Genomic DNA, 21,460 nt, shown 5'->3' with positions numbered 1-21,460 from the left:
TTCAGCATTCCCACTCGGATCGGCTGAACAGGTAACCCTTGCCCCACACGGTCTTGATCTTGCGGGCCTCGCCGGCATTGTCGTCGAACTTGCGCCGCAGCTTGGAGATGGCCACGTCCACCGAGCGGTCGGTCCCGTTGAACTCGATGCCGCGCAGGCGTTGCAGGATCTGGTCGCGGCTCAACACTTCGCCCGCATGCCGGGCCAGCACCACCAGCAGGTTGTACTCGCCGCTGGACATCTCCACCGGTTGCCCGCGCCAGGTCACCGTGCGCTCGGACAGGTCAATGCACAGGTTGCCGATGAGGATGCGGTCATTGGCTGCCAATGGCTCGGCAAGGCTGCTGCGCCGCAGCAATGTGCGCACCCGGGCCAGCAGCACCCGGGGCTCGCAAGGTTTGGTGACGTAGTCGTCGGCGCCCATTTCCAGGCCCAGCACCTGGTCGTGGCTGTCGTCGCGGGCGGTGAGCATGAGGATCGGCAAGGTCGCCGAATCGGCGCGCAGCAAACGGCAGACTTGCAGGCCATCGAGGCCGGGCAGCATCAAGTCGAGGATCACCAGGTCCGGCGGCGTGAGCCGTGCGCGTTCGCGCACCTGGTCGCCTCGAGTGATCACGTTGACGGAGTAACCGTTGCGTTCCAGGTAGCTGGCGATCAGCTCGGCAAGTGCGGTGTCGTCTTCGACCAGGAGGATGTTGGGCATGGGGTGTTTCCAGAAATGCTGTGGCGAGCTTGAGGGCCTCTTCGCGGGTAAGCCTCGCTCCTACGGTGTGTGTCGTGCGCGAGATCCGTGATCCCTGTAGGAGCGAGGCTTGCCCGCGAAGGCGGCCTGACAGGCGCAATAAAATTCAAGGGTTCAAGGATATACGCCCCGGCACACACCTGAGCAAAACCCTTACACAATTTCACACAGCACCAACAAAGCTTCACCGCTACCATCGCCCCCGCCCAGTAGGATGCTGGGAGTCATTATTGGGGTCATTCATGTCAAAGAATCCGCTTGCCAGGCTCAGCCTGATCGCACTGGCGTTGGCGCTGGGCGCGTGCGACAAATCGTCGATCGCCGAAGAGCAGCCGCCATTGGCCAGCGTTCGCATCGAAACCGTCGAAACCCGCACGCTGTCGATCAGCAGCGAACTGACCGGGCGCATTGCCGCGCCGCGCATGGCCGAGGTGCGCGCCCGGGTCGCAGGCGTGGTGCTGCAACAAGCCTTTCGCGAAGGCAGTGACGTGAAAAAGGGCCAGGTGTTGTTCCGTATCGATCCGGCGCCGTTCAAGGCTGACCTCGACAGCGCCGAAGCGATATTGCGCAAGGCCGAGGCCAACGCGTTCCAGGCCAGACTGCAAGAGCAACGTTACGCCCAGTTGATCAATGACAAGGCCATCAGCGGCCAGGACTATGACAACGCACGGGCCAACGCCCGGCAAACCGCCGCCGAGGTGGCCGCCAGCAAGGCGGCGGTTGAACGCGCGCGGCTGAACCTGGGTTACGCCACCGTCACCGCGCCGATTTCCGGACGTATTGGCCGCGCACTGGTCACCGAAGGCGCGCTGGTCGGGCAGAACGAAACAACGCCCCTGGCGCTGATCCAGCAACTCGATCCGATCCACGCCGACCTGACCCAATCGACCCGCGAACTCAACGACCTGCGCCGGGCCTTCCGCTCTGGTCAGCTAAAGGAAGTGGGTCAAGGCCAGGCCAAAGCCACCCTGATCGAGGACGACGGCAGCCTCTACCCGTTGCCCGGCAAGCTGCTGTTCACCGACATCACTGTCGACCCGGGCACCGGCCAGGTCATCCTGCGCAGTGAGTTCCCCAACCCGGACCTCGACCTGTTGCCTGGCAGCTTCGTGCGCGTGCGCCTGGAGCAAGCGGTCAACCAGCAAGGCATCAGCGTGCCGCAGCGGGCCATCCAGCGTGACAGCGCCGGCATCGCCCAGGTATTGCTGCTCGACGAAGAGCAGCGCGTCAGCCAGCAGCCGATCGAACTGGGGCCGGTGCAGAACGACCGTTGGGTCGTCACCGGCGGCTTGAAACCCGGCGACCGCATCGTCATCGAAGGCCTGCAACACGCCCGTCCCGGCGAAAAAGTGCAGATCGACGACACCCCTCTTCCCCTTGCCCAGGTTTCTGGCCAGTAAGCAGGACGCTTGTTTATGCCGCAGTTCTTTATCGATCGCCCGATTTTCGCCTGGGTGGTCGCCCTGTTCATCCTGCTGGCCGGCGCCCTGGCCATCCCGCAGTTGCCGGTGGCGCAGTACCCCAACGTGGCGCCGCCGCAGGTGGAAATCTATGCCGTGTACCCCGGCGCTTCGGCGCAGACCATCGACGAAAGCGTGGTCAGCCTGATCGAGGAAGAGCTCAACGGCGCGGACAACCTGTTGTATTTCGAGTCCCAGAGCAGCCTGGGCAGCGCGACGATCAAGGCCACTTTCCAGCCGGGCACCAACCCGGAACTGGCCCAGGTCGATGTGCAGAACCGCCTGAAAGTGGTGGAGTCGCGCCTGCCCCAGGCGGTTAACCAGCAAGGCCTGCAGGTGGAAAAAGTCTCCTCCGGCTTCCTGCTGCTGATCACCCTGACGTCCAGCGACGGCAAGCTCGACGAGACCGCGCTCAGCGATTACCTGGCACGCAACGTGATGAACGAGATCAAGCGCCTGGACGGCGTCGGCAAGGCCCAGCTGTATGGCGCCGAACGGGCCATGCGCATCTGGATCGACCCGCGCAAGCTGATCGGTTTCAACCTGACCCCGGCGGATGTGAATGCCGCCATCGTCGCGCAGAACGCCCAGGTCTCGGCCGGCAGCATCGGCGACCTGCCGACCCGCGGCACCCAGGAAATCACCGCGACCATCCTGGTCAAGGGCCAGCTGTCGACCCCGGAAGAGTTCGCCGACATCGTGCTCAAGGCCAATCCCGACGGCTCCACCGTGCGCATCGCCGATGTCGCGCGGGTGGAAATCGGCAGCCAGGAATACCAGTTCGGCACGCGCCTGAACGGTAAACCCTCGACCGCCGTCAGCGTGCAACTGGCGCCGAGCGCCAACGCCCTGAACACCGCGACCCTGGTGCGGGCGAAGATGGATGAGCTGGCGCGCTACTTCCCGGCCGGCGTCGAATACAAGATTCCGTACGACACCTCGCCCTTCGTCAAGGTGTCGATCACCAAGGTGGTCTACACCCTGGGCGAAGCCATGCTGCTGGTGTTCGCGGTGATGTTCCTGTTCCTGCAGAACATCCGCTACACGCTGATTCCGACCCTGGTGGTGCCGGTTGCGCTGATGGGCACCTTTGCCACCATGTTGGCCCTGGGTTTCTCGATCAACGTATTGACGATGTTCGGCATGGTCCTGGCGATCGGCATCCTGGTGGATGACGCGATCGTGGTGGTGGAAAACGTCGAGCGGATCATGGTCACCGAAGGCCTGTCGCCCAAAGAGGCGACGCGCAAGGCAATGCGGCAGATCACCGGGGCAATCATCGGTATCACCCTGGTGCTGGTGGCGGTGTTCATTCCCATGGCGTTCATGCAGGGCTCGGTCGGGGTGATCTACCGGCAGTTCTCCCTGTCAATGGCCACCTCGATCCTGTTTTCGGCCTTCCTCGCCCTGACCTTGACCCCGGCCCTGTGTGCGACCTTGCTCAAGCCGATCGCCAAGGGCGAGCACCATGAAAAACGCGGTTTCTTCGGCTGGTTCAATCGCAGCTTTGAACGACTGACCGCGCGTTATCAATCCTGGGTCGCCTATGCGCTCAAGCGCACGGGGCGCTACCTGTTGATCTACGGCGTGCTGCTGATCGGCCTGGGGATTTGCTTCGCTCGCCTGCCCTCCTCGTTCCTGCCGGTGGAAGACCAGGGCTACACCATCACTGACGTGCAACTGCCGCCGGGTGCCAGCAAGAACCGCACGGTGGCGGTGGTCGAGCAGATCGAGGCGCATAACGCCGGGGAGCCGGGGGTTGGCGACAGCACGGTGATTCTCGGCTTCAGTTTCTCCGGCAGCGGGCAGAACGCGGCGTTGGCGTTTACCACGTTGAAAGACTGGTCCGAGCGTGGCAGCGACGACTCGGCAAGCTCGATTGCCGAGCGTGCCAACATCGCCCTCAGCCAGATCAAGGATGCCATGGCGTTCTCGGTGCTGCCACCGCCGGTGGACGGCCTGGGCACCTCCAGCGGCTTCGAGTTTCGCCTGCAGGATCGCGGCGGCCTCGGCCATGCCACGCTGATGCAGGCACGCACCGAGTTGCTTGAGGCAGCAGAGAAAAGCACGATCCTGATGAACGTGCGCGAAAGCGCCCTGGCCGAAGCGCCGCAGGTGCAACTGATCGTCGACCGCAAGCAGGCCAGCGCCTTGGGCGTGTCGTTCGCCGAGATTGGCAACGTGCTGTCCACCGCCGTTGGCTCGACCTACGTCAACGACTTCCCCAATCAGGGGCGGATGCAGCGGGTCGTGGTCCAGGCCGAAGGCGACCAGCGCAGCCAGGTGGCCGACCTGCTGAAAATGCACGTGCGCAACAACGCTGGAAAAATGGTGCCGCTGTCGGCCTTCGTCCAGGCCAGATGGACCCAGGGCCCGGCGCAGCTGACCCGCTACAACGGCTACCCGGCGATCAGCATTTCCGGGGAACCGAAACCTGGGCATAGCACCGGCGAGGCCATGGCCGAAATCGAACGGCTGGTGGCGCTGGGACCAATGGGCCTGGGCCAGGAATGGACCGGCCTGTCCCTACAGGAACGGCTGTCCGGCAGCCAGGCGCCGATCCTGTTGGGGTTATCGTTGCTGATCGTGTTCCTGTGCCTGGCGGCGCTTTACGAGAGCTGGTCGATCCCGACTTCGGTGCTGCTGGTGGTGCCACTTGGCGTGCTCGGCGCGGTACTGGCCGTGACGTTGCGCGGGATGCCCAACGACGTGTTCTTCAAGGTCGGGCTGATCACCATCATCGGCCTGTCGGCGAAGAATGCGATCCTGATCATCGAGTTCGCCAAGAGCCTGTACGACGAAGGCCACGACCTGATCGACGCCACCCTGCAAGCGGCGCGCCTGCGCTTGCGACCCATCGTGATGACGTCCCTGGCGTTCATCCTCGGCGTGGTGCCGCTGGCGATCGCCACCGGCGCAAGCTCGGCAAGCCAGCAAGCCATCGGCACCGGGGTGATCGGCGGGATGATCACTGCGACCCTTGCGGTGATATTCGTGCCGGTGTTTTTTGTGGTGGTGATGAAGCTGGTGCGCAAGCGCCACAAACACTTATAGCCGACACCTTCCCCCTGTAGGAGCGAGCCTGCTCGCGATGACGGCGTCTCAGGCAACATTGATGTTGGATGTGATGACGTCATCGCGAGCAGGCTCGCTCCCACAGTGGATGTGATCGGATCCAGGATTGTGGTCACACCTGACGGCGTTAGACTAAGGTGCTTTCAACGCACTAACTCATTGAGCCTCCATGCCCTACCTCACCCACACCCATCCTCGCCTCTCCGCCGCCACCACCCTCGGTGTCGCGGCAGGCATCCTGGCCCCCTCCGACTTAATCCTCGGCAAAATCCTCATCGGCTGGAACGCCGGGGTCTGGACCTATCTGCTGCTGATGTTCTGGCTCACCGTGCGCTCCAAGGCAACCGATGTGAAACGCATCGCCGAGATCGAAGACGAAAACGCCGGGCTGGTACTGTTGGTGGTGTGCATCGCGGCAATTGCCAGCCTGGCGACCATCGCCTTCGAACTGGCCGGCAGCAAAGACCTGGAAACCACCCTCAAGTTGTTGCACTACGGCTTCACGGCTTTAACCGTGATCGGCTCCTGGCTGCTGATCGGCGTAATCTTCAGCGTGCACTACGCGCGACTGTTTTACACCTGGGATGGCAAGGACCCAGCGCTGCGTTTCGCCGAGGGCCTGACCACGCCCAACTATTGGGACTTCCTGTACTTCTCTTTCACCATCGGGGTGGCGGTGCAGACCTCGGATGTCGGGGTGGCGACTCGGGATATGCGCAAGATTGTGCTGGCGCAGTCGTTGATTGGATTTTTGTTCAACACGGCTATATTGGGGTTTTCGATCAATATTGCCGCGGGGCTATTTGGCTAACGTCGCGTTATTTAGTCGTCATCTCAGCGATTAACGGCAGTGATTCCCCAACCGCATTTCGCGCTGTAATCCGCACGCCGTAGCGAGTCCGTGACAACAGGAGCGGCTTCAGAATCGGGTCATGTGAGCTATAAGGAAGCTCACCTCCCTGTGGACCGGTCAATACAATTTGATAACTGGTTAAATCTATCATATCTATCGGAGCATCCCACTCCAGTATTGATATTAACCCCGATTGTGAATAACGGAAGTTTTGTGGAGCACTTGGCGCACCTGGTCTCTTGGAAGACACGCCAGTCGGAATAGACCAGTTTCCGGCAGCATCTCTGGCACGTACTTCAAATCGTACGACAACGCCCTCTATCAAACCAGTGACAGGATGACTGGTACCACTTACAGGCACCCAAGCCCCGCCATTACGACGCGTTTGATAACCTGTCACGCCCACATTGTCTTCAGACGCACGCCACTCAAGTGTTGCATTACCCTGTGTAGGGGCGGTGAGCTTCAAATTTCTCGGCCTTGTGGGGGGCTCTCGATCATGGGTTACCACCTTTGTCGACAAAGGTAACGCAGGAAATGGCCCTCCATTCCTGCGGCCCAACACCTGGAACTGATACTCAACTTCAGGTTTCAGGCCTGTAGCGATGTAATTGGTTTCGGTGGTCGTTACAGAAGCGCGCCCGGTGCAGGTAATTTCGTAATAGATCAAATAAGAAGGGTCGGCCGGCGCATCCCAGGTCAGCCAGGCCTCGCAAAAAGTTCTGCCCGGAACGCGTAAATTGCGTGGTTGTGTAGTGTCGGACCCCGTTCTGCGTTCTATATACCTGGGTTCAGAACACCCACTGGCGTTGACGGCGCGAACTTCCAGGAAATACAGGGTATCAGGAGCGAGGTTTTTGACCGTGTAATTCAAATATTTAGTCGACTGGGTTTCGATAGCTTCGGGCCACTTTTCGGCCAGGCCGTGAGTGACTGTATATTCTGGTTCAGTAGGCATGTTCCACACAAGCTGGATCGTATCGAACTTGACTTCTGCATACCCAACGGACGGGGTTGACGGTATGGGCGGTCCATCCAGGGTCTTTTGGGTAATGGGTGTCGGTAATGACGCACCATTGCTATTCGCTGCACTCACGAAAATAGCGTACAGCGTGTTTTTTGACAGGCCTGTCAATTGATGACTTGTCGAATACACCGTCACGTTCTGAATTGCACCGCCCGGCTCGACCCCATAGTGAATGATATATCTATTGGCGCCCGCTGAAGCGGACCATGTGAGATCCATTGTATTAATCGCCGGACTTGCGCGCAAATTTAGAGGCGACACGGGCACTGTCAACGTTGTCGCAGTAGTAGGAATTGATGGTGATTCACCAGCAGCATTAAATGCCCAAAGTTCAAAGTAATAGGCAGTGCCAGAGCTTAGTCCACCTATTGTTGCAGTCGTAGTCGTAAAAGGTAGGGTATTGATTACCGGGCCGTTGGGGTGTAACCCATATTTCACTCGATAACCTGTCGCAAGCGCGGACGCCCTCCAGGTCAATTCCACTGTGTAACTTGAAGACCGAGCACTGAGATCGGTGGGTGCAGCGGGACGCTCCGCCCCGGGTCGGGTATCGACCCAAGCCTGCCGATAGTCCAGCTCTCCACCACTGGTCACCACGCGGGCAAGGATATAATACCGGGTTTGAGGTTGCAGTCCTGTAATGGTATATGCTTTAGCAACCGATTCGTACTCACCAATCAGGACTGGCGACGGGTATTCGCGCCAACACTCAAACACAAATCTTATGTAGGGGTAGTAGTACGTGAATACCACTCTAAAGGAAGTTGGCGAATGTGAATCAAAGTATAAAGCCTGGAGAGCTGTGGGAGCCAACATTCCAGACGGCTGCGCCAGTGTCAGCACGTTGAATACTGCCGAACTAATGGTCTGCACATCATCAGTCAGCAACGCTATCTGTAACGTCGATTTGTCGCTCAAACTATTCAAATAATGCAGGGGGATCTCAAACCGCAACTCATCCTTGCGCGAGGCTTCATCGAGTGACTCCACCTCGTGCAGTTGCAATCGTGACTCTGAGCCGTCCACCAAAATTCCGCTACACGTCAAAGTGGCATTCTTTCCGACAGCAAGCTCTGCCCAAGACACCACCTGGACCAACGCGGCAGTCAGTCGATGGCGGCAGTCGAGCACGCCATCAATAACGTCAGGGCATTCAAGCACCGTAGAAGTTGAGGGCATGGGACAATCTCCGGGCGGGTGTTTCATGCCACACAGTAAAGTTCGCAGTTACATAGAGCGCCACTAACAGATCAGATAGTTGTGTTCCGCGTTTTGTGTGCTATTGCTGGCCCCCGTTGGCAATCTTCTCTCACCTCCCCGCTTGACGACCGACCGGCTTTTGGTGTCTCCTGAAACCGGTTTCAGCGAAATCTCACAGCCGCTGCTTCCCAATAAATCCAAAAATCAAGGTCGTGCCCCGTGAACAGTTTTTCCACCGCTCAGCGCAGCCGCGTGTCCATGCTTGATGTCGCCCAACGTGCCGGTGTCTCCAAGGCCAGCGTGTCGCGGTTCATCGGCGAAGACCGCGCCCTGCTGTCCGATGCCATTGCCTTGCGCATTGAGCAGGCCATCAGCGAGCTGGGCTACCGCCCGAACCAGATGGCCCGCGGCTTGAAACGCGGGCGCACGCGCCTGATCGGCATGCTGGTGGCCGACATCCGCAACCCTTATTCGATTGCCGTGATGCACGGGGTGGAAACCGCCTGCCGTCAGCACGGCTACAGCCTGGTGGTGTGCAACACCGACCGCGACGACGAGCAGGAACGCCAGCACCTGGCCCTGCTGCGCTCGTACAACATCGAAGGCCTGATTGTGAACACCCTCGGCCATCATCGCGACGAATTGCACGAACTGCATCGGGAAATGCCCCTGGTGCTGGTGGATCGCAAAGTCGAGCACCTCGAGAGTGACATGGTCGGGCTGGACAATCCGGCAGCTGTCGACATGGCCCTCGCCCACCTTGAAGAACGTGGTTACCGCGACCTGATGCTGGTAACCGAACCGTTTGACGGCACCAGTTCGCGGATCGAACGGGTCAGCAGCTTCAAGGCGCGGATCGAGCAACGGCCTTCACTTCGCGGGGCAATCACGGAAACCGGCAGCGAGCTGACGGCGAATCTGAAAACCTTCCTCGACACACCTGGCCCCGGCCCGAAAGCGCTGTTTTGCGCGAACGGGATTGCGGCGCTGGCCAGCACCCACTCATTGCGAGAGCTTGGGTACAACCTGTTCGAGGACGTGGGTTTAATTGCCCTCGATGACCTGGATTGGTATCCGTTGGTGGGCAGTGGCATTACCGCTCTTGCCCAACCAACCACCGAGATGGGCACCAGCGCGTTTGAGTGTTTGCTCAGGCGTTTGCGCGGCGATGTTGGCCCGGTGCGGACGCTGGATTTTTCGGCGCAGTTGATTGTACGAGGGTCGACAACCTTGGGTGTTCCAACATGAAGGCCCTTTCGCGGGCAAGCCTCGCTCCTACATAGACACGGCTTGAAGATCACCGACTATTTTTTTGAACAAAAATGAAACCGGTTTCAGAGGTAAAAAAACAATGAATAGACCCGCCGTTTCCATCAGCCTGTCCAGCTATGGCGCCGACCTTGTCCGCCAACGCGGTCAAGGCAGCTTCATCGAAATCCTGGCCCTCGCAGGCGCCACGCGCATCGAATGGCGCGAAGAATTGCTGACCGGTGAAAACCCTGCGCAACTGGCCGAAGCGGCGCACGCCGAAGGCCTGCAAAGCGTGTATTCCTCACCCATGGAGCTGTGGCTGGCCGGTCAGTCCAAACCCAACCCTGAACTGATCGGCGCCCTGCAACGGGCCCAGGCTTTCGGCGCCAAATGGCTGAAAGTGTCGTTGGGCTATTTCACCGACAACAGCGACCTGCAAACCCTCGCCCGGGTACTGAGCGAAAGTGCCGTACAGTTGCTGGTGGAGAACGACCAGACCCTGCACGGCGGCCGCATCGAACCCTTCCAGCGCTTCTTCGCGCAAGTCGAACAGCACAACCTGCCGATCAAGATGACCTTCGACATCGGCAACTGGCACTGGCAGGACCAGTCGCCTGCCAGCGCCGCGCGATTGCTCGGGCGCCATGTGGGTTATGTGCACTGCAAGGCGGTGAGCCGTCGCGCCGACGGCAAACTGGTCGCCATCCCGCCTGCCGCCAGCGATTTGCAACAGTGGGAAGAGCTGCTGCGGCACATGGCCCAAGGCGTCATGCGCGCGGCGGAATATCCGCTGCAAGGCGTTGACCTGGTGCAGTTGACCCGCGAACACGTCGCCGCCCTCGCCCACCTGGGCCAATCGCAGCGGGAGAACGCCCATGTCTGAGATCGATATTCTGTCGTTCGGCGAAACCATGGCGATGTTCGTCGCCGAGCAGGCCGGTGATCTGTCCAGTGTCAGCGCTTTTCACAAGCGCATAGCCGGGGCCGACAGCAATGTCGCCATTGGCTTGTCGCGCCTCGGGTTCAAGGTGGCCTGGTTGAGTCGGGTGGGGGCCGACTCCCTGGGCCGGTTTGTCATCGACACACTGGAAAAGGAAGGCCTGGATTGCCGCCACGTCGACATTGACCCTGCCCATCCCACCGGTTTCCAGCTCAAGTCCCGCACCGAGGATGGCAGCGACCCTGCCGTCGAGTATTTCCGCCGCGGTTCGGCGGCCAGCCACCTGTCGCCACACTCGATCGTGCCCCAATTGCTCAAGGCCCGGCACCTGCATGCCACCGGCATTCCTCCAGCCCTGTCGCCAACCGCACGGGAGATGTCATTCGAATTGATGACCCGCATGCGCGAGGCCGGGCGCAGCGTCTCGTTCGATCCGAACCTGCGCCCGGGCCTGTGGGCCAGCGAGCAACAGATGATCAGCGAAATCAACCGCCTTGCCGCTCTCGCCCATTGGGTGTTGCCGGGGTTGAGCGAAGGTCAGTTACTGACCGGCTTCGAAGACCCCGCCGACATCGCCCGGTTTTACCTCGACCAGGGTGCCGAGGCGGTGGCGATCAAACTGGGTCCGCAGGGTGCTTATTACCGCACGCATCAGGACCAGGGTTTTGTTGCCGGGGTGCCGGTGCAAACAGTCGTCGACACGGTGGGTGCCGGTGACGGCTTTGCCGTCGGCATGATCAGCGCCCTTCTGGAGAACCACGGCTTTGCCGAGGCCGTAAAGCGCGCCAACTGGATTGGCAGCCGGGCGGTGCAGAGCCGTGGGGACATGGAGGGGTTGCCGACCCGGGCCGAGATGTCCGCAGAGTACCGCTCGTTCCCACGCTCCCGCGTGGGAATGCAGCCCGTGACGCTCTGCGTCACAGGGGACGCGGAGCGTCCCTAGAGGCATTCCAACGCAGAGCGTGGGAACGATCATCTGAAAACCTGCTGCGACAAAAACAACAAGCTCAGGAGCACCACCATGAAAACCGCAACGCTCGCCACCCGCCGCTGGTGGTACATCATGCCCATCGTGTTCATCACCTACAGCCTGGCGTATCTGGATCGCGCCAACTACGGCTTCGCCGCCGCCTCCGGCATGGCCGCCGACCTGATGATCACTCCGGGCCTGTCATCCATGCTCGGCGCGCTGTTCTTCCTCGGCTACTTTTTCTTCCAGGTACCGGGCGCAATCTACGCCCAGAAACATAGCGTGAAGAAGCTGATTTTCGTCAGCCTGATTCTCTGGGGCAGCCTGGCGACCCTGACCGGGATTGTCTCCAATGCCTACTGGCTGATCGTCATCCGCTTCATGCTCGGCGTGGTCGAGGCCGCGGTGATGCCGGCGATGCTGATCTACCTGTGCCACTGGTTCACCCGCGCCGAACGCTCGCGGGCCAACACCTTCCTGATCCTCGGCAACCCGGTGACCATGCTGTGGATGTCGGTGGTCTCGGGGTATCTGGTGCAGCATTACAGTTGGCGCTGGATGTTCATCGTCGAAGGTCTGCCGGCGGTGCTCTGGGCCTTCATCTGGTGGCGCCTGGCCGATGATCGTCCGTCCCAGGCCAAGTGGCTCAACGACCAGGAAAAGCAGGACCTGGAAAGCGCCCTGGCCGCCGAACAGGTCGGCATCAAGGCGGTGAAGAACTACGCCGAAGCCTTCCGATCGCCGAAAGTCATCATCCTGGCCCTGCAGTTTTTCTGCTGGAGCATCGGCGTCTACGGCTTCGTGCTGTGGCTGCCTTCGATCCTCAAGGCCGGTGCACAGATGGACATGGTGCAGGCCGGCTGGCTGTCGGCGTTGCCTTACCTGGCGGCGGTGATCGGCATGCTGCTGGTGTCCTGGGGCTCGGACAAACTGCAAAAGCGCAAACGCTTCGTCTGGCCGCCGCTGCTGATCGCCTCGTTCGCGTTCTATGGCTCCTACGCCCTGGGCGCCGAGCATTTCTGGTGGTCCTACACCCTGCTGGTGATTGCCGGTGCCTGCATGTACGCACCTTACGGGCCGTTCTTCGCGATCATCCCGGAGATCCTCCCGGCCAACGTCGCCGGCGGCGCCATGGCGCTGATCAACAGCATGGGCGCCCTCGGTTCGTTCGGCGGTTCCTACCTGGTCGGCTACCTGAACAGCTCCACCGGCTCGCCCGGCGCGTCTTACCTGTTGATGAGCGGCGCGCTGATGCTCTCGGTGGTGCTGACGATTTTCCTCAAGCCCGGCGCCAGTGACCGGGAGCGGCCCACGGTCGCATTAACCCGCACCGCTGCACATTCCTGAACTGGATGACGACAATGAAAAAGCAGGTTGTTCTGTACAAGAAACTCTCGCCGCTGCTGATGGCTCGCTTGCACGAGCAGGCCGAAGTGACGCTGATCGAAAACCTCGACGCCGATGGCCTGGCCCGATTGCGCGATGCCCTGCCCCGCGCCCACGGCTTGCTCGGTGCCAGCTTGAAGCTGGATGCCGAACTACTCGACCTGGCGCCCCATCTTGAAGCCATCGCCAGTGTCTCGGTGGGCGTCGACAACTACGACATCAACTACCTGACCGAGCGCCGCATCCTGCTGAGCAACACGCCGGACGTCCTCACCGAAACCACCGCCGATACCGGTTTTGCGTTGATCCTCGCGACCGCCCGACGCGTGGTGGAACTGGCGAACATGGTTCGCGCTGGACAATGGAGGCGTAACCTGGGCCCCGCGCATTTCGGCAGCGACGTGCACGGCAAAACCTTGGGCATCATCGGCATGGGCCGCATCGGCGAGGCACTCGCCCAGCGTGGGCATTTCGGTTTCGGCATGCCGGTGATCTACCACAGCCACTCGCCGAAACCGGCGGTCGAGAAGCGTTTCAATGCGCAATACCGCAGCCTTGGCGAGCTGTTGCAGCAGGCGGACTTCGTGTGCCTGACCTTGCCGCTGACCGCTGAAACCGAAGGGTTGATCGGTGTTGAACAGTTTGCGCTGATGCGCCCCGAAACCATCTTCATCAACATCTCCCGGGGCAAGGTGGTGGATGAAGCGGCGTTGATCGACGCCTTGCGTGCGGGGCAGATTCGCGCGGCGGGGCTGGATGTGTTCGAGCGTGAGCCGCTTAACCTCGACTCGCCGTTGTTGCAGATGGACAACGTGGTGGCAACGCCGCACATGGGCTCGGCGACCCATGAGACCCGAGAGGCGATGGCCCGGTGTGCGGTGGACAATCTGTTGGCGGCGTTGGCGGGTGAACGGCCTAAGAATCTGGTGAACGAGCGGGCGTGGAACGCTTGAGGGATTTGGTGTTTGTCAGATAGCTATCGTCGGAACGCCGCCCGGAGCCGGCTCGCTCCCACATTTGACCGAGTTGAAATGCGATCAATTGTAGGAGCGGGCTTGCCCGCGAAGGGGCCGGTCCGCACGACACAAACCTGTCAGGCCCGCCGCGCTTCCAGCAGGTCCATCGCACACAACGCAATCCGCCGACAGGCATCCGCCAGTTTGCGCTGATCCACCACCAACCCGATGCGGATATGCCCCGCCGCACTCGGCCCGAACGCATCACCTGCCAGCACCGACACGCCATACCCCTCCAGCAGCCGCTCGGCGAAATGCTGGGCGGACAACCCGGTCTGACGCACGTCGGCCAGCACGAACATCCCGCCGTCCGGCCGAATGGCGCGAATGCCCGGGCATTGGTTCAGGCGCGCACACACCAGGTCGCGGCGCTGACGATATTCTTCGCGCATCATTGCCACCTCCGGCAAGTCTGCATCCAGTGCCAGCTGCGCCGCCCTCTGAACGAACTCCGGAATGCCGAACAGCATGCTCAACGACAGATGCTCCAGATGGTCGTTCAAGCGTTTCGGTCCGATCACCCAACCCACGCGCCAGCCGCTCATGGCGTGGGATTTGGACAGGCTGTCGATGGTCGCGGTGCGCTCGGCCATGCCCGGCAGGCTGGCCGGGCTGATGTGTTCGCCCTCGTACAGCAGGTCACCGTAGACCTCGTCGCTGATCAACCACAGGTCGTGGCGTACACACAGCAAGGCCAGCTCCTGCCAGATCATCAGCGACAAACTGGCGCCGGAGGGGTTGTTCGGGCTGTTGAGCAGCAGCGCCCGGGTCCTGGGGGTGATGCGCGCCGCCACATCCGCCGGATCGACCCGAAAGCCGTTCTCCGGGCGCACCGCCACCGGCACCACTGTGGCCCCGCACGCGCCGAACACGCCTTCATAGGTCACGTACATCGGCTCGGCGACGATCACCTCGTCCCCCGGATCAAGCAGGCACTGCGCGACCGAGTACACCGCGCATTGCGCGCCGGGCATCACGATCACATGGTCGGCATCCACCACCTGGCCACTGCGACGCCGATGCCGGTGGGCAATGCTGTCGCGCAAACCCCGGCTGCCGCGCACCTCCGAGTAGTGGGTGTCGCCGGCCAGCAAGCTGTCGATGGCGGCCTGGACGATGGGTCTGGGTGTATCGAAATCCGGGTCGCCGACGGACAGCAGCAGTACGTCGACACCCTGTTTGCGCATTTGCAGCGCGCGGTCATGAATCTGCCAGGCCGCGGCGCCTTCACCGGCGATGCGTTGGGTCAAACCTGAATAGCGCATGTATTTCTCCAATCGCGCGAGTTCCTGAGTCAACCCTATCTCAAATCGCGCTACGCGCCACTACCGCCGTGAAATCGACGAACGGATTGGCGACGGAAAATCAGCGATATCTCCTACAACCCTGGGTTCCTTTGCTGACAGCCAATTCCCTGGAGTCCGATTAAAGTTCACCACCTGTAATTTGTGACAGGTTCCAAGCAGGGTGATTCGCGCTATAAGGAAACCGAGCCTCCAGCCCTCAAACCAGGTGCCTGAAGGACGGCCGCGCGAACCATGCCATCAAGCTGTAGGAAGATTCCGCCGCGCCCACGCCGTCAATGATGATGAATGGGAGATTCAACTATGTACCGTGCCAGTAACGTATCGGCTCGATCAACGCCCGCCCAGGCCAGTTTCCAGCCACAAGAGTGCCCACCCCCTAAAGCGATCAAGCTGACGGCTCGGGAAAAGGAGCTTTTACAGTGGACCGCCATTGGTAAATCGTCCTGGGAAATCGCGCAGATCGTCCAATGCACCGAGGCGGGTGTGAACTACCACTTTTGCAATATCCGCCGAAAATTCGGCGTGAGGTCGCGCTGGATCGCCATGGTGATGGCGCTGGAACGAGGTCTGATCCAGGCACCTTGAACCACGTCTGCGCAGCGGTCGGCCTGTCATTGACCCCTGTTGAGACTTTTCATGAACCCGGACCCCGCACCTCGATCGCAACTGCTAGACCTCGCCAGTGCCTGTGACGATACGCCAGTGTCCCATGGGCACCGCCCGAAAAAAGCGCTGCGAATCATCATTGCCGACGATCACCCGGTCGTGCTGACCGGCATCGAAATGGCTCTCTCCTCCTTTGCCGATCCCACCTGCTCAGTGGTCGCAAAGGCCGAAAATGCCGATGAGCTGATCCATCATCTGCAGCGCACGCCCTGTGACCTGGTGATCAGCGACTACGCGATGCCTTATGGACGGCTTCCCGATGGACTGGCATTGATGGGTTACCTCAAACGGCACTTTGCCCCGCGGCCCCTGATTGTAGTGACCATGTTGCGCAACCCGTCTTTATTGCAAGCACTGCTCAACATTGGGGTGAATGGTCTGTTCGATAAGCGCAGCGCCTTGAACGAGGTGAAACGGGCGGTAATCGCCGTCGCCAAAGGACGTCGATACCTTTGCCCCACTTTTGCCGAGATCCTCGATATCCAGTCCTTGCCTGCCTCTGGTTTCAGCGCACCTTCGGTGAACCTTTCGAACCGGGAAATCGAAGTGGTCCGGTTATTTGCCCAGGGACTGTCCGGACGACAGATTGCCGCGCAACTGAACCGCAGCGAAAAAACCATCAGCCGGCAAAAACGCACCGCCATGGACAAGTTGGGACTTGGCCATGACGGTGGGTTGGTGGAGTTTGCACGGGTGAGTGGATTAATCAGCTAATGGCGGAGATTGAACACAACAAATTCATCTTCGCGCAGTGCCGGCTCCATTTTGCCTCAGATCCTTTATCAGAACATTCAAGTCACTGCTGGTTTGTCTCAAGCCTGTAATTTCATCCTCCCACTCTTTAGTGCGCCTCCTAACAGCATTAAGCTCTTTAATTCCACTATCAACCTGATCCTTTTCTACTTGCATTTTTTTCAACTGAACATCATTCGCACTCTTAGCCTTTACTACATTAGCATTGTTTTTCTGGAGATTTTTCGAGGTACTCGGAATGCTATAATTTTCATAGATTGGGGCTTTTCCAGAATTGACACTAGGAACCGCAGATGACTTTTGTTTCGGTGGTAGAGTTGGAGGCTTTTCGGGTGTAGGAGGTGCAACGCGGCTTACATTGTCGATTTGGCGAGAAAACCCCTTTGACCTACTTGTACTTTCAACTGCCTCACCGACTGTTGTCGCCACTGTTCTTGTACCCGTAGCGGCACTACTGAATGCCGTACCGGCCACTTCTGCTGCCGCATCTAACTTCGCTTGTTTAATCCAGCTTAGTGTCTTTGCAGGATTAACCATATGCCCCGTTTCATCCTTATGCCTGACAGGATCTCCCAAACAATACATATACGTATTCAACCCTCCCGCCCCAAACGGACTCCAACTATCCGGACTATGAAACCGCATTAACAACGGATTGAATGCCCGGTATCCATTCCCCAACAAATACCAGCCGGTTCGCGCTTCACGCAGCTCGCCGTTGTACCCCAAAGCGCCCGAGCCAGCCACAGAATGTCCGTACGGTGAGTAGGCAATGTCCTGGCGATCTCCCGAATCAACCTCGAACATCACACTGTTCTTGTCGTCACTGGCCAGCATCAGGACTTTGGGCGGGCACCTTCCTGTTGCTCGGCGAGCAAAATATTTTTCACTCGAAGGATACTGGTGCTGTCAGAATCCTGTAGGAGGGTTGCCAGCTCCCCTCCCTGGTAAAACCTTCTCTCATCGGCGCCCCCAGCGCTGGTTCCCCTCAGCGTGTCCAAGGAGTCGTGATCGTAGCCGATGGCTGTTTCGCCAGGTAAGGCGCTGACGCTGACCAGGCGACTGAGGCTGTCATAACCCAGGATACGGCCCATTTCATCTTTTAACAGATTGCCTTCTGCGTCATAGGGGAAGTCAAGTCTGGACGGATAGACAGGATCACCCGGGCGAGGAGGCACCAACTCATTGGTGAGGCCAGTCAACTGGCATGGATCATCAGCGTTCTCATACTCGAAATAGATCGAATGGCGTCCGCCCTCGAATGTCGTCTCCAGGTAAGTGATGTTGTCCTGGGCATCAAAGCCGAATAACTGGCTCTTGATGGTTTTTCCGTAGGGGTCGACAGGGCACTCGCTACCGCTGCAGTTGTAGTCCACCAGACGCCCGCGCTCGTCATAGGCGTAGCTCTCGTCACGCAAGACTTCCGAGCCTTGTTTCAATACTCGATTAATCAACCGGTCGACTTCGTCATAAACTTGGCTCAGTGTCTGAACGATACCTTGGCCCAGATCGAATGTGCGCAACACTTCCCTGCCGAAGTCGTCGTACTCAAGACGGGTCTGCAGTGCCTGTGCGCCATCGACGGTCGTGATCGTTGCGACTCGCGCCAGGTCATCGTAGGTGAAGGTCGATTCAGTAGCTCCCAGACGTGTTGTCACTAACTGCGCACGCGGGTTGTACTCATAACCCTGGGTCTGTCCGAGTACATCGATGTAGCTGAGCAGTCGCGCCTGCCGACTGTACTGGTAATACATGACACGTGACTCTTCACCCGTTTGTCCCCGGCGCTCGCTCTTGATTTCGCCGGTGCTGAAGTATTCGCGTTCGAGCAGATGTGTGACGCCGTTTTCATCGACTTCACTGGTGGTGCGCAGGCGCGCGTTTTGCGGGTCGTACGTGTAGACCGCGGTACTCTCGGTGGCGATCCGTCGTTCCGGGTCCTCGCCCAGTTCAGGCCGATAGAGATACGCCGTTTCCACGCCGCTGGGACGCAGCACGCTTTTAGGCTGTTGCTGCCCCGGATCGAAGCGATATTCGCTTCTGCGACCGCCGGTCACCGACACGGTCATGCGGTCGAGGCCGTCGAACGCCTGGGTCCCCAGTTCTACTCCGTTGACACTGATCGTCACTGGCAAGTCTTCACTACTGTGCGCCGCATACTCCCGGGCGACCTCGTTGTAGTCCGGCAGCACGGTTTTAATCATGCGATCGAATACATCGTATTCGTAAGCCGTTCTGTTACCGACGGCGTCATGTTCTTCCGCGGTCCGGCCGATACCGTCGTAGCCGTAGGTATGCTCGCTGTACCACGGGGCGCCGGGAGCGGTCGGATCGACGCCGCTCAAGTAGCGCTTGATGCTGTCGGGCTTGTCGAAGAGATTGTTGAGCGTCACCGTCTTGCCCGTGATGGCCTTGCCCTCGACTTCGAGCCATTGCGTGGTGGTTCGCAGGACGGGGTCGGTGAACTCGTGTTCCTCGACACCATCGGGCCGGTTCACGCTGCACTGCGTGCCCCAGTTGTCGTATTTGAAATGGCTGGCCAGGTGCACATCCTTTGGACCTTCCCAGTCGATAAGGGTTTCACTGAGCAATTGCTCACGGTTATCGTAAGTGGCTGCGTAAATGTCGCGGGGATCCGCGGCAGCATCAAAACCCGGCGCGTCGGCATCCTGCCGGGTCTCCCGGATGACCCGATTGAAACCATCCACCCAGGTAGTGGTGGTGACCCCCTTCACATCACAGGCGGATTGCCGCGCCTGTTTGTCGACTGTGCTGGACAGCGTGTAGGTGTAGCTGCGGCTTGCTTCGTAAGGCGTTGCTGGTGCCACGGTTTCCCTGGTGACGCGACTGAGCAGGTCATACTCGTAGGCAATTTCCACGTCGTTGTCGTCACGGTTGAGCAGTGGATCGCCATTGCGCAGCAAATGTTCCAGCGTGAATACCTTTTTCTCGCCGTCAAAACCGATCAGGGTCGTGATGGTGTGCAGGACGGTCTCACCGTTTCGGACATTGCGGGTCTTGCTGTAAACGTATGCGGTTGTCGTTGTCTTATCGTTGAGCGTGACGCTGTCCTGCAACTTTCTGCCGTGCTCGAAAAGGTTGTCCGGTTGATTGATGTACTGGTAGGCGCTCAGTTGCTGCTGCTTGCCATCGCCGACACGCACGAGCGTCTCGTCACGCAGTGCGACCCGAACACCATGCCCGGGCGCGTCAGGGTGTAGTACATCGGCAAATCATCCATGACCTGGTAAGGCTCGATAACGACCCACGGAATCGTAATTGGAATAACCGTACCCGCCCCGTCTCCCGCCTTGATCACATAAGGCGGGCTGACCGCGTTACCGTTGTAGTAAAGTGTCAGCGCATCACCAATCACCGGCGCCGGAGTATCAAATAGTGCTATATGCCCCGTCGCCGGCTTGCCAAAGTCATCCGGTGTAAGTTCCTTGTCACTGCCTTCGGAACTCTCGAAAACAATCAGCTTCAAATCGGGGTTGATTGGCTCAGGATCCGGATTATCCGGCCCGGCAATGGCGAAGTTGGTATTGACAGAAATTTTGCCTGGCGAAGGTGTCGGGTAATCGCCGCGGTATACGCTATAGTCCACATCCACAGCCTGGACATAGGTGGTCGAAGTAAAATCGTACTCTTCCCGCATATGCAACCAAGGCATGTGAATTTGCAGCGGGAATGGTAGATGGGCACCCACCGAGGTTCGGGCCAACAACTTGGTACCCCACTGGATTACCAGTCCGTCATTCCTGTCCCAGCCGGTGTATTGCTCAATCTGAACGGTGGTCGGAAACGCGGCGTCAGCCCGATCAATCAGGCCATCAGCTGCCAGCGGCACGGTACAGGGTAACAACGCCGAGGGTAGTTCGCCCAGGGCCACCTGGACACTTCTCGGTAACGACATTTCACTGCGATTAAACGCCTTGTCGTACAGGAAGTACACCACATAATGCGTATTCGACCCAATGTTTATAATAAATCTTGCGGGCACCAGTATTTCCCGAGTGGAAGGCAGCAGATCAAAAAAAGCCACCAGGTCAGGGAATTCGGATTCATCCTCGGGTAACGTTGACATCCAGCCGACAGCCACTTTGACAAAATCTTTTTTATTCTCCACGAAATCCGGAACAACACATTTCACACCGCCATCGTCGGCTAAAACCTTGTCAGTAATAAGCGGTTTGACAATATCAATAGCTTTGGGGGATTCCGGTCTGATAGGCCCCGTTCTGTCAATGGTAATAGGCGTCTCAGGTGCTTGGCGCTGGTCAGAGTTCCAGCTGGTTACTCGATACCTGAACTGGAGTGTACCCTCGAAACTTCTGAAAATATCCAAGGGGATCTCACGCGGGAGCGGAAAATCGCCATCAGGAACGGTATAATCGATGTCTTCTTCAGGGCCCAGCGGTATGAAATCGGGCAAACCCGAATGATAATACTCAAGCACCAGCTTGTCCGGGAAGCCATCAAATTCCGTGCGGTCAGTCCATAATGGAATCAGCACTTTTAACGCCGTACCTATTTTCTCGATGGGCATCAAACCATCCACGTCGCCGGGTATTGCGTCCACGATAACTGCCTTGAGCAACGGATCTGCAACTCTGCCGAACTTTAGACGGTAGTTATCGCGCACCTGCTGCGCCGTGAGGCGTTGCTCTTTGAATGAACTTGCCATCGTTATCTCTCCACGACCGATTGAATTCAGCCACGGACGTTTCCATGGCCGTCAAATCATGTTCTGGCAGTTCGACTCATGGCTCAGGTACTGCGCAAAGGCCGCTGTCGCGCTGCAGGGCTGATAC

General features: G+C 59.3%; 16 protein-coding genes. 10 read left to right on the top strand and 6 right to left on the bottom strand.

The features are described from left to right. Position 1 precedes the first annotated feature (1 nt). Positions 2 to 703, bottom strand: coding sequence for a response regulator transcription factor (locus HFK74_RS29720; protein ID WP_180206645.1), 702 nt, complete (start codon positions 701 to 703; stop codon positions 2 to 4). 281 nt (positions 704 to 984) lie between these two features. Between HFK74_RS29720 and HFK74_RS29715 the strand changes: the two genes are divergently transcribed. The 3 genes from HFK74_RS29715 to HFK74_RS29705 all read left to right on the top strand — a co-directional run bounded on the left by HFK74_RS29715 (position 985) and on the right by HFK74_RS29705 (position 6,088). Further along, the gene (locus HFK74_RS29715) at positions 985 to 2,142 is read left to right on the top strand and encodes an efflux RND transporter periplasmic adaptor subunit (RefSeq protein ID WP_180206644.1); all 1,158 of its coding nucleotides are present in this window, start codon (positions 985 to 987) and stop codon (positions 2,140 to 2,142) included. A 15-nt stretch (positions 2,143 to 2,157) separates the two neighbouring features. Continuing rightward, the gene (locus HFK74_RS29710; RefSeq protein WP_180206643.1) at positions 2,158 to 5,256 is read left to right on the top strand and encodes an efflux RND transporter permease subunit; all 3,099 of its coding nucleotides are present in this window, start codon (positions 2,158 to 2,160) and stop codon (positions 5,254 to 5,256) included. Positions 5,257 to 5,446: 190 nt separating this feature from the next. Next, positions 5,447 to 6,088, top strand: a complete 642-nt coding sequence (locus HFK74_RS29705; protein ID WP_180206642.1) for a DUF1345 domain-containing protein — start codon at positions 5,447 to 5,449, stop codon at positions 6,086 to 6,088. A 7-nt stretch (positions 6,089 to 6,095) separates the two neighbouring features. On the opposite strand, the gene HFK74_RS29700 is transcribed toward HFK74_RS29705, so the two are convergent. After that, positions 6,096 to 8,336 (bottom strand): fibronectin type III domain-containing protein, encoded by a 2,241-nt coding sequence (locus HFK74_RS29700; protein WP_180206641.1) that lies wholly within the window; start codon positions 8,334 to 8,336, stop codon positions 6,096 to 6,098. A gap of 240 nt (positions 8,337 to 8,576) precedes the next feature. Here HFK74_RS29700 and HFK74_RS29695 point away from each other — a divergent pair, with 240 nt between their 5' ends. The 5 genes from HFK74_RS29695 (at position 8,577) to HFK74_RS29675 (ending at position 13,857) form a co-directional block, all read left to right on the top strand. Next, a complete protein-coding gene (locus tag HFK74_RS29695; protein ID WP_180206640.1) occupies positions 8,577 to 9,605 on the top strand; it encodes a LacI family DNA-binding transcriptional regulator in 1,029 nt (342 codons plus the stop codon). 103 nt (positions 9,606 to 9,708) lie between these two features. Beyond that, complete coding sequence (locus HFK74_RS29690) at positions 9,709 to 10,491, top strand: sugar phosphate isomerase/epimerase (RefSeq protein ID WP_180206639.1); 783 nt, start codon at positions 9,709 to 9,711, stop codon at positions 10,489 to 10,491. Next, complete coding sequence (locus tag HFK74_RS29685) at positions 10,484 to 11,491, top strand: sugar kinase (protein ID WP_257230466.1); 1,008 nt, start codon at positions 10,484 to 10,486, stop codon at positions 11,489 to 11,491. Before HFK74_RS29690 ends, HFK74_RS29685 begins: the two co-directional genes overlap by 8 nt. A 78-nt stretch (positions 11,492 to 11,569) precedes the next feature. After that, on the top strand, positions 11,570 to 12,865 hold the full coding sequence (locus tag HFK74_RS29680; protein WP_008065395.1) for an MFS transporter: 1,296 nt from the start codon (positions 11,570 to 11,572) through the stop codon (positions 12,863 to 12,865). A 14-nt stretch (positions 12,866 to 12,879) separates the two neighbouring features. Next, positions 12,880 to 13,857 carry a D-glycerate dehydrogenase gene (locus tag HFK74_RS29675; protein ID WP_180206638.1) on the top strand — a complete coding sequence of 326 codons (978 nt, stop codon included), beginning with the start codon at positions 12,880 to 12,882 and terminating at the stop codon, positions 13,855 to 13,857. Positions 13,858 to 13,997: 140 nt separating this feature from the next. Here the strand turns inward: HFK74_RS29675 and HFK74_RS29670 are convergent, their stop codons facing one another. Beyond that, positions 13,998 to 15,185, bottom strand: coding sequence for a pyridoxal phosphate-dependent aminotransferase (locus HFK74_RS29670; RefSeq protein WP_180206637.1), 1,188 nt, complete (start codon positions 15,183 to 15,185; stop codon positions 13,998 to 14,000). 342 nt (positions 15,186 to 15,527) lie between these two features. Here HFK74_RS29670 and HFK74_RS29665 point away from each other — a divergent pair, with 342 nt between their 5' ends. Continuing rightward, the gene (locus tag HFK74_RS29665; RefSeq protein WP_180206636.1) at positions 15,528 to 15,812 is read left to right on the top strand and encodes a LuxR family transcriptional regulator; all 285 of its coding nucleotides are present in this window, start codon (positions 15,528 to 15,530) and stop codon (positions 15,810 to 15,812) included. A gap of 51 nt (positions 15,813 to 15,863) precedes the next feature. Next, on the top strand, positions 15,864 to 16,607 hold the full coding sequence (locus HFK74_RS29660; RefSeq protein WP_180206635.1) for a response regulator transcription factor: 744 nt from the start codon (positions 15,864 to 15,866) through the stop codon (positions 16,605 to 16,607). Between the two features lie 24 nt (positions 16,608 to 16,631). Here HFK74_RS29660 and HFK74_RS29655 read toward each other — a convergent pair whose 3' ends face one another. The 3 genes from HFK74_RS29655 to HFK74_RS29645 are packed head-to-tail and all read right to left on the bottom strand — an operon-like array spanning position 16,632 to position 21,333. Continuing rightward, the gene (locus HFK74_RS29655) at positions 16,632 to 17,483 is read right to left on the bottom strand and encodes an RHS repeat-associated core domain-containing protein (RefSeq protein WP_180206634.1); all 852 of its coding nucleotides are present in this window, start codon (positions 17,481 to 17,483) and stop codon (positions 16,632 to 16,634) included. Further along, positions 17,483 to 19,810, bottom strand: a complete 2,328-nt coding sequence (locus HFK74_RS33505; protein WP_180206633.1) for an RHS repeat domain-containing protein — start codon at positions 19,808 to 19,810, stop codon at positions 17,483 to 17,485. Before HFK74_RS33505 ends, HFK74_RS29655 begins: the two co-directional genes overlap by 1 nt. Next, positions 19,777 to 21,333 (bottom strand): hypothetical protein, encoded by a 1,557-nt coding sequence (locus tag HFK74_RS29645; protein WP_180206632.1) that lies wholly within the window; start codon positions 21,331 to 21,333, stop codon positions 19,777 to 19,779. Before HFK74_RS29645 ends, HFK74_RS33505 begins: the two co-directional genes overlap by 34 nt. Positions 21,334 to 21,460: the final 127 nt, after the last annotated feature.

The sequence above is a fragment of the Pseudomonas sp. SbOxS1 genome (genome assembly GCF_013416725.1).
Taxonomy (GTDB): Bacteria; Pseudomonadota; Gammaproteobacteria; order Pseudomonadales; family Pseudomonadaceae; genus Aquipseudomonas.
This window is presented reverse-complemented; position numbering and strand designations above follow the sequence as displayed.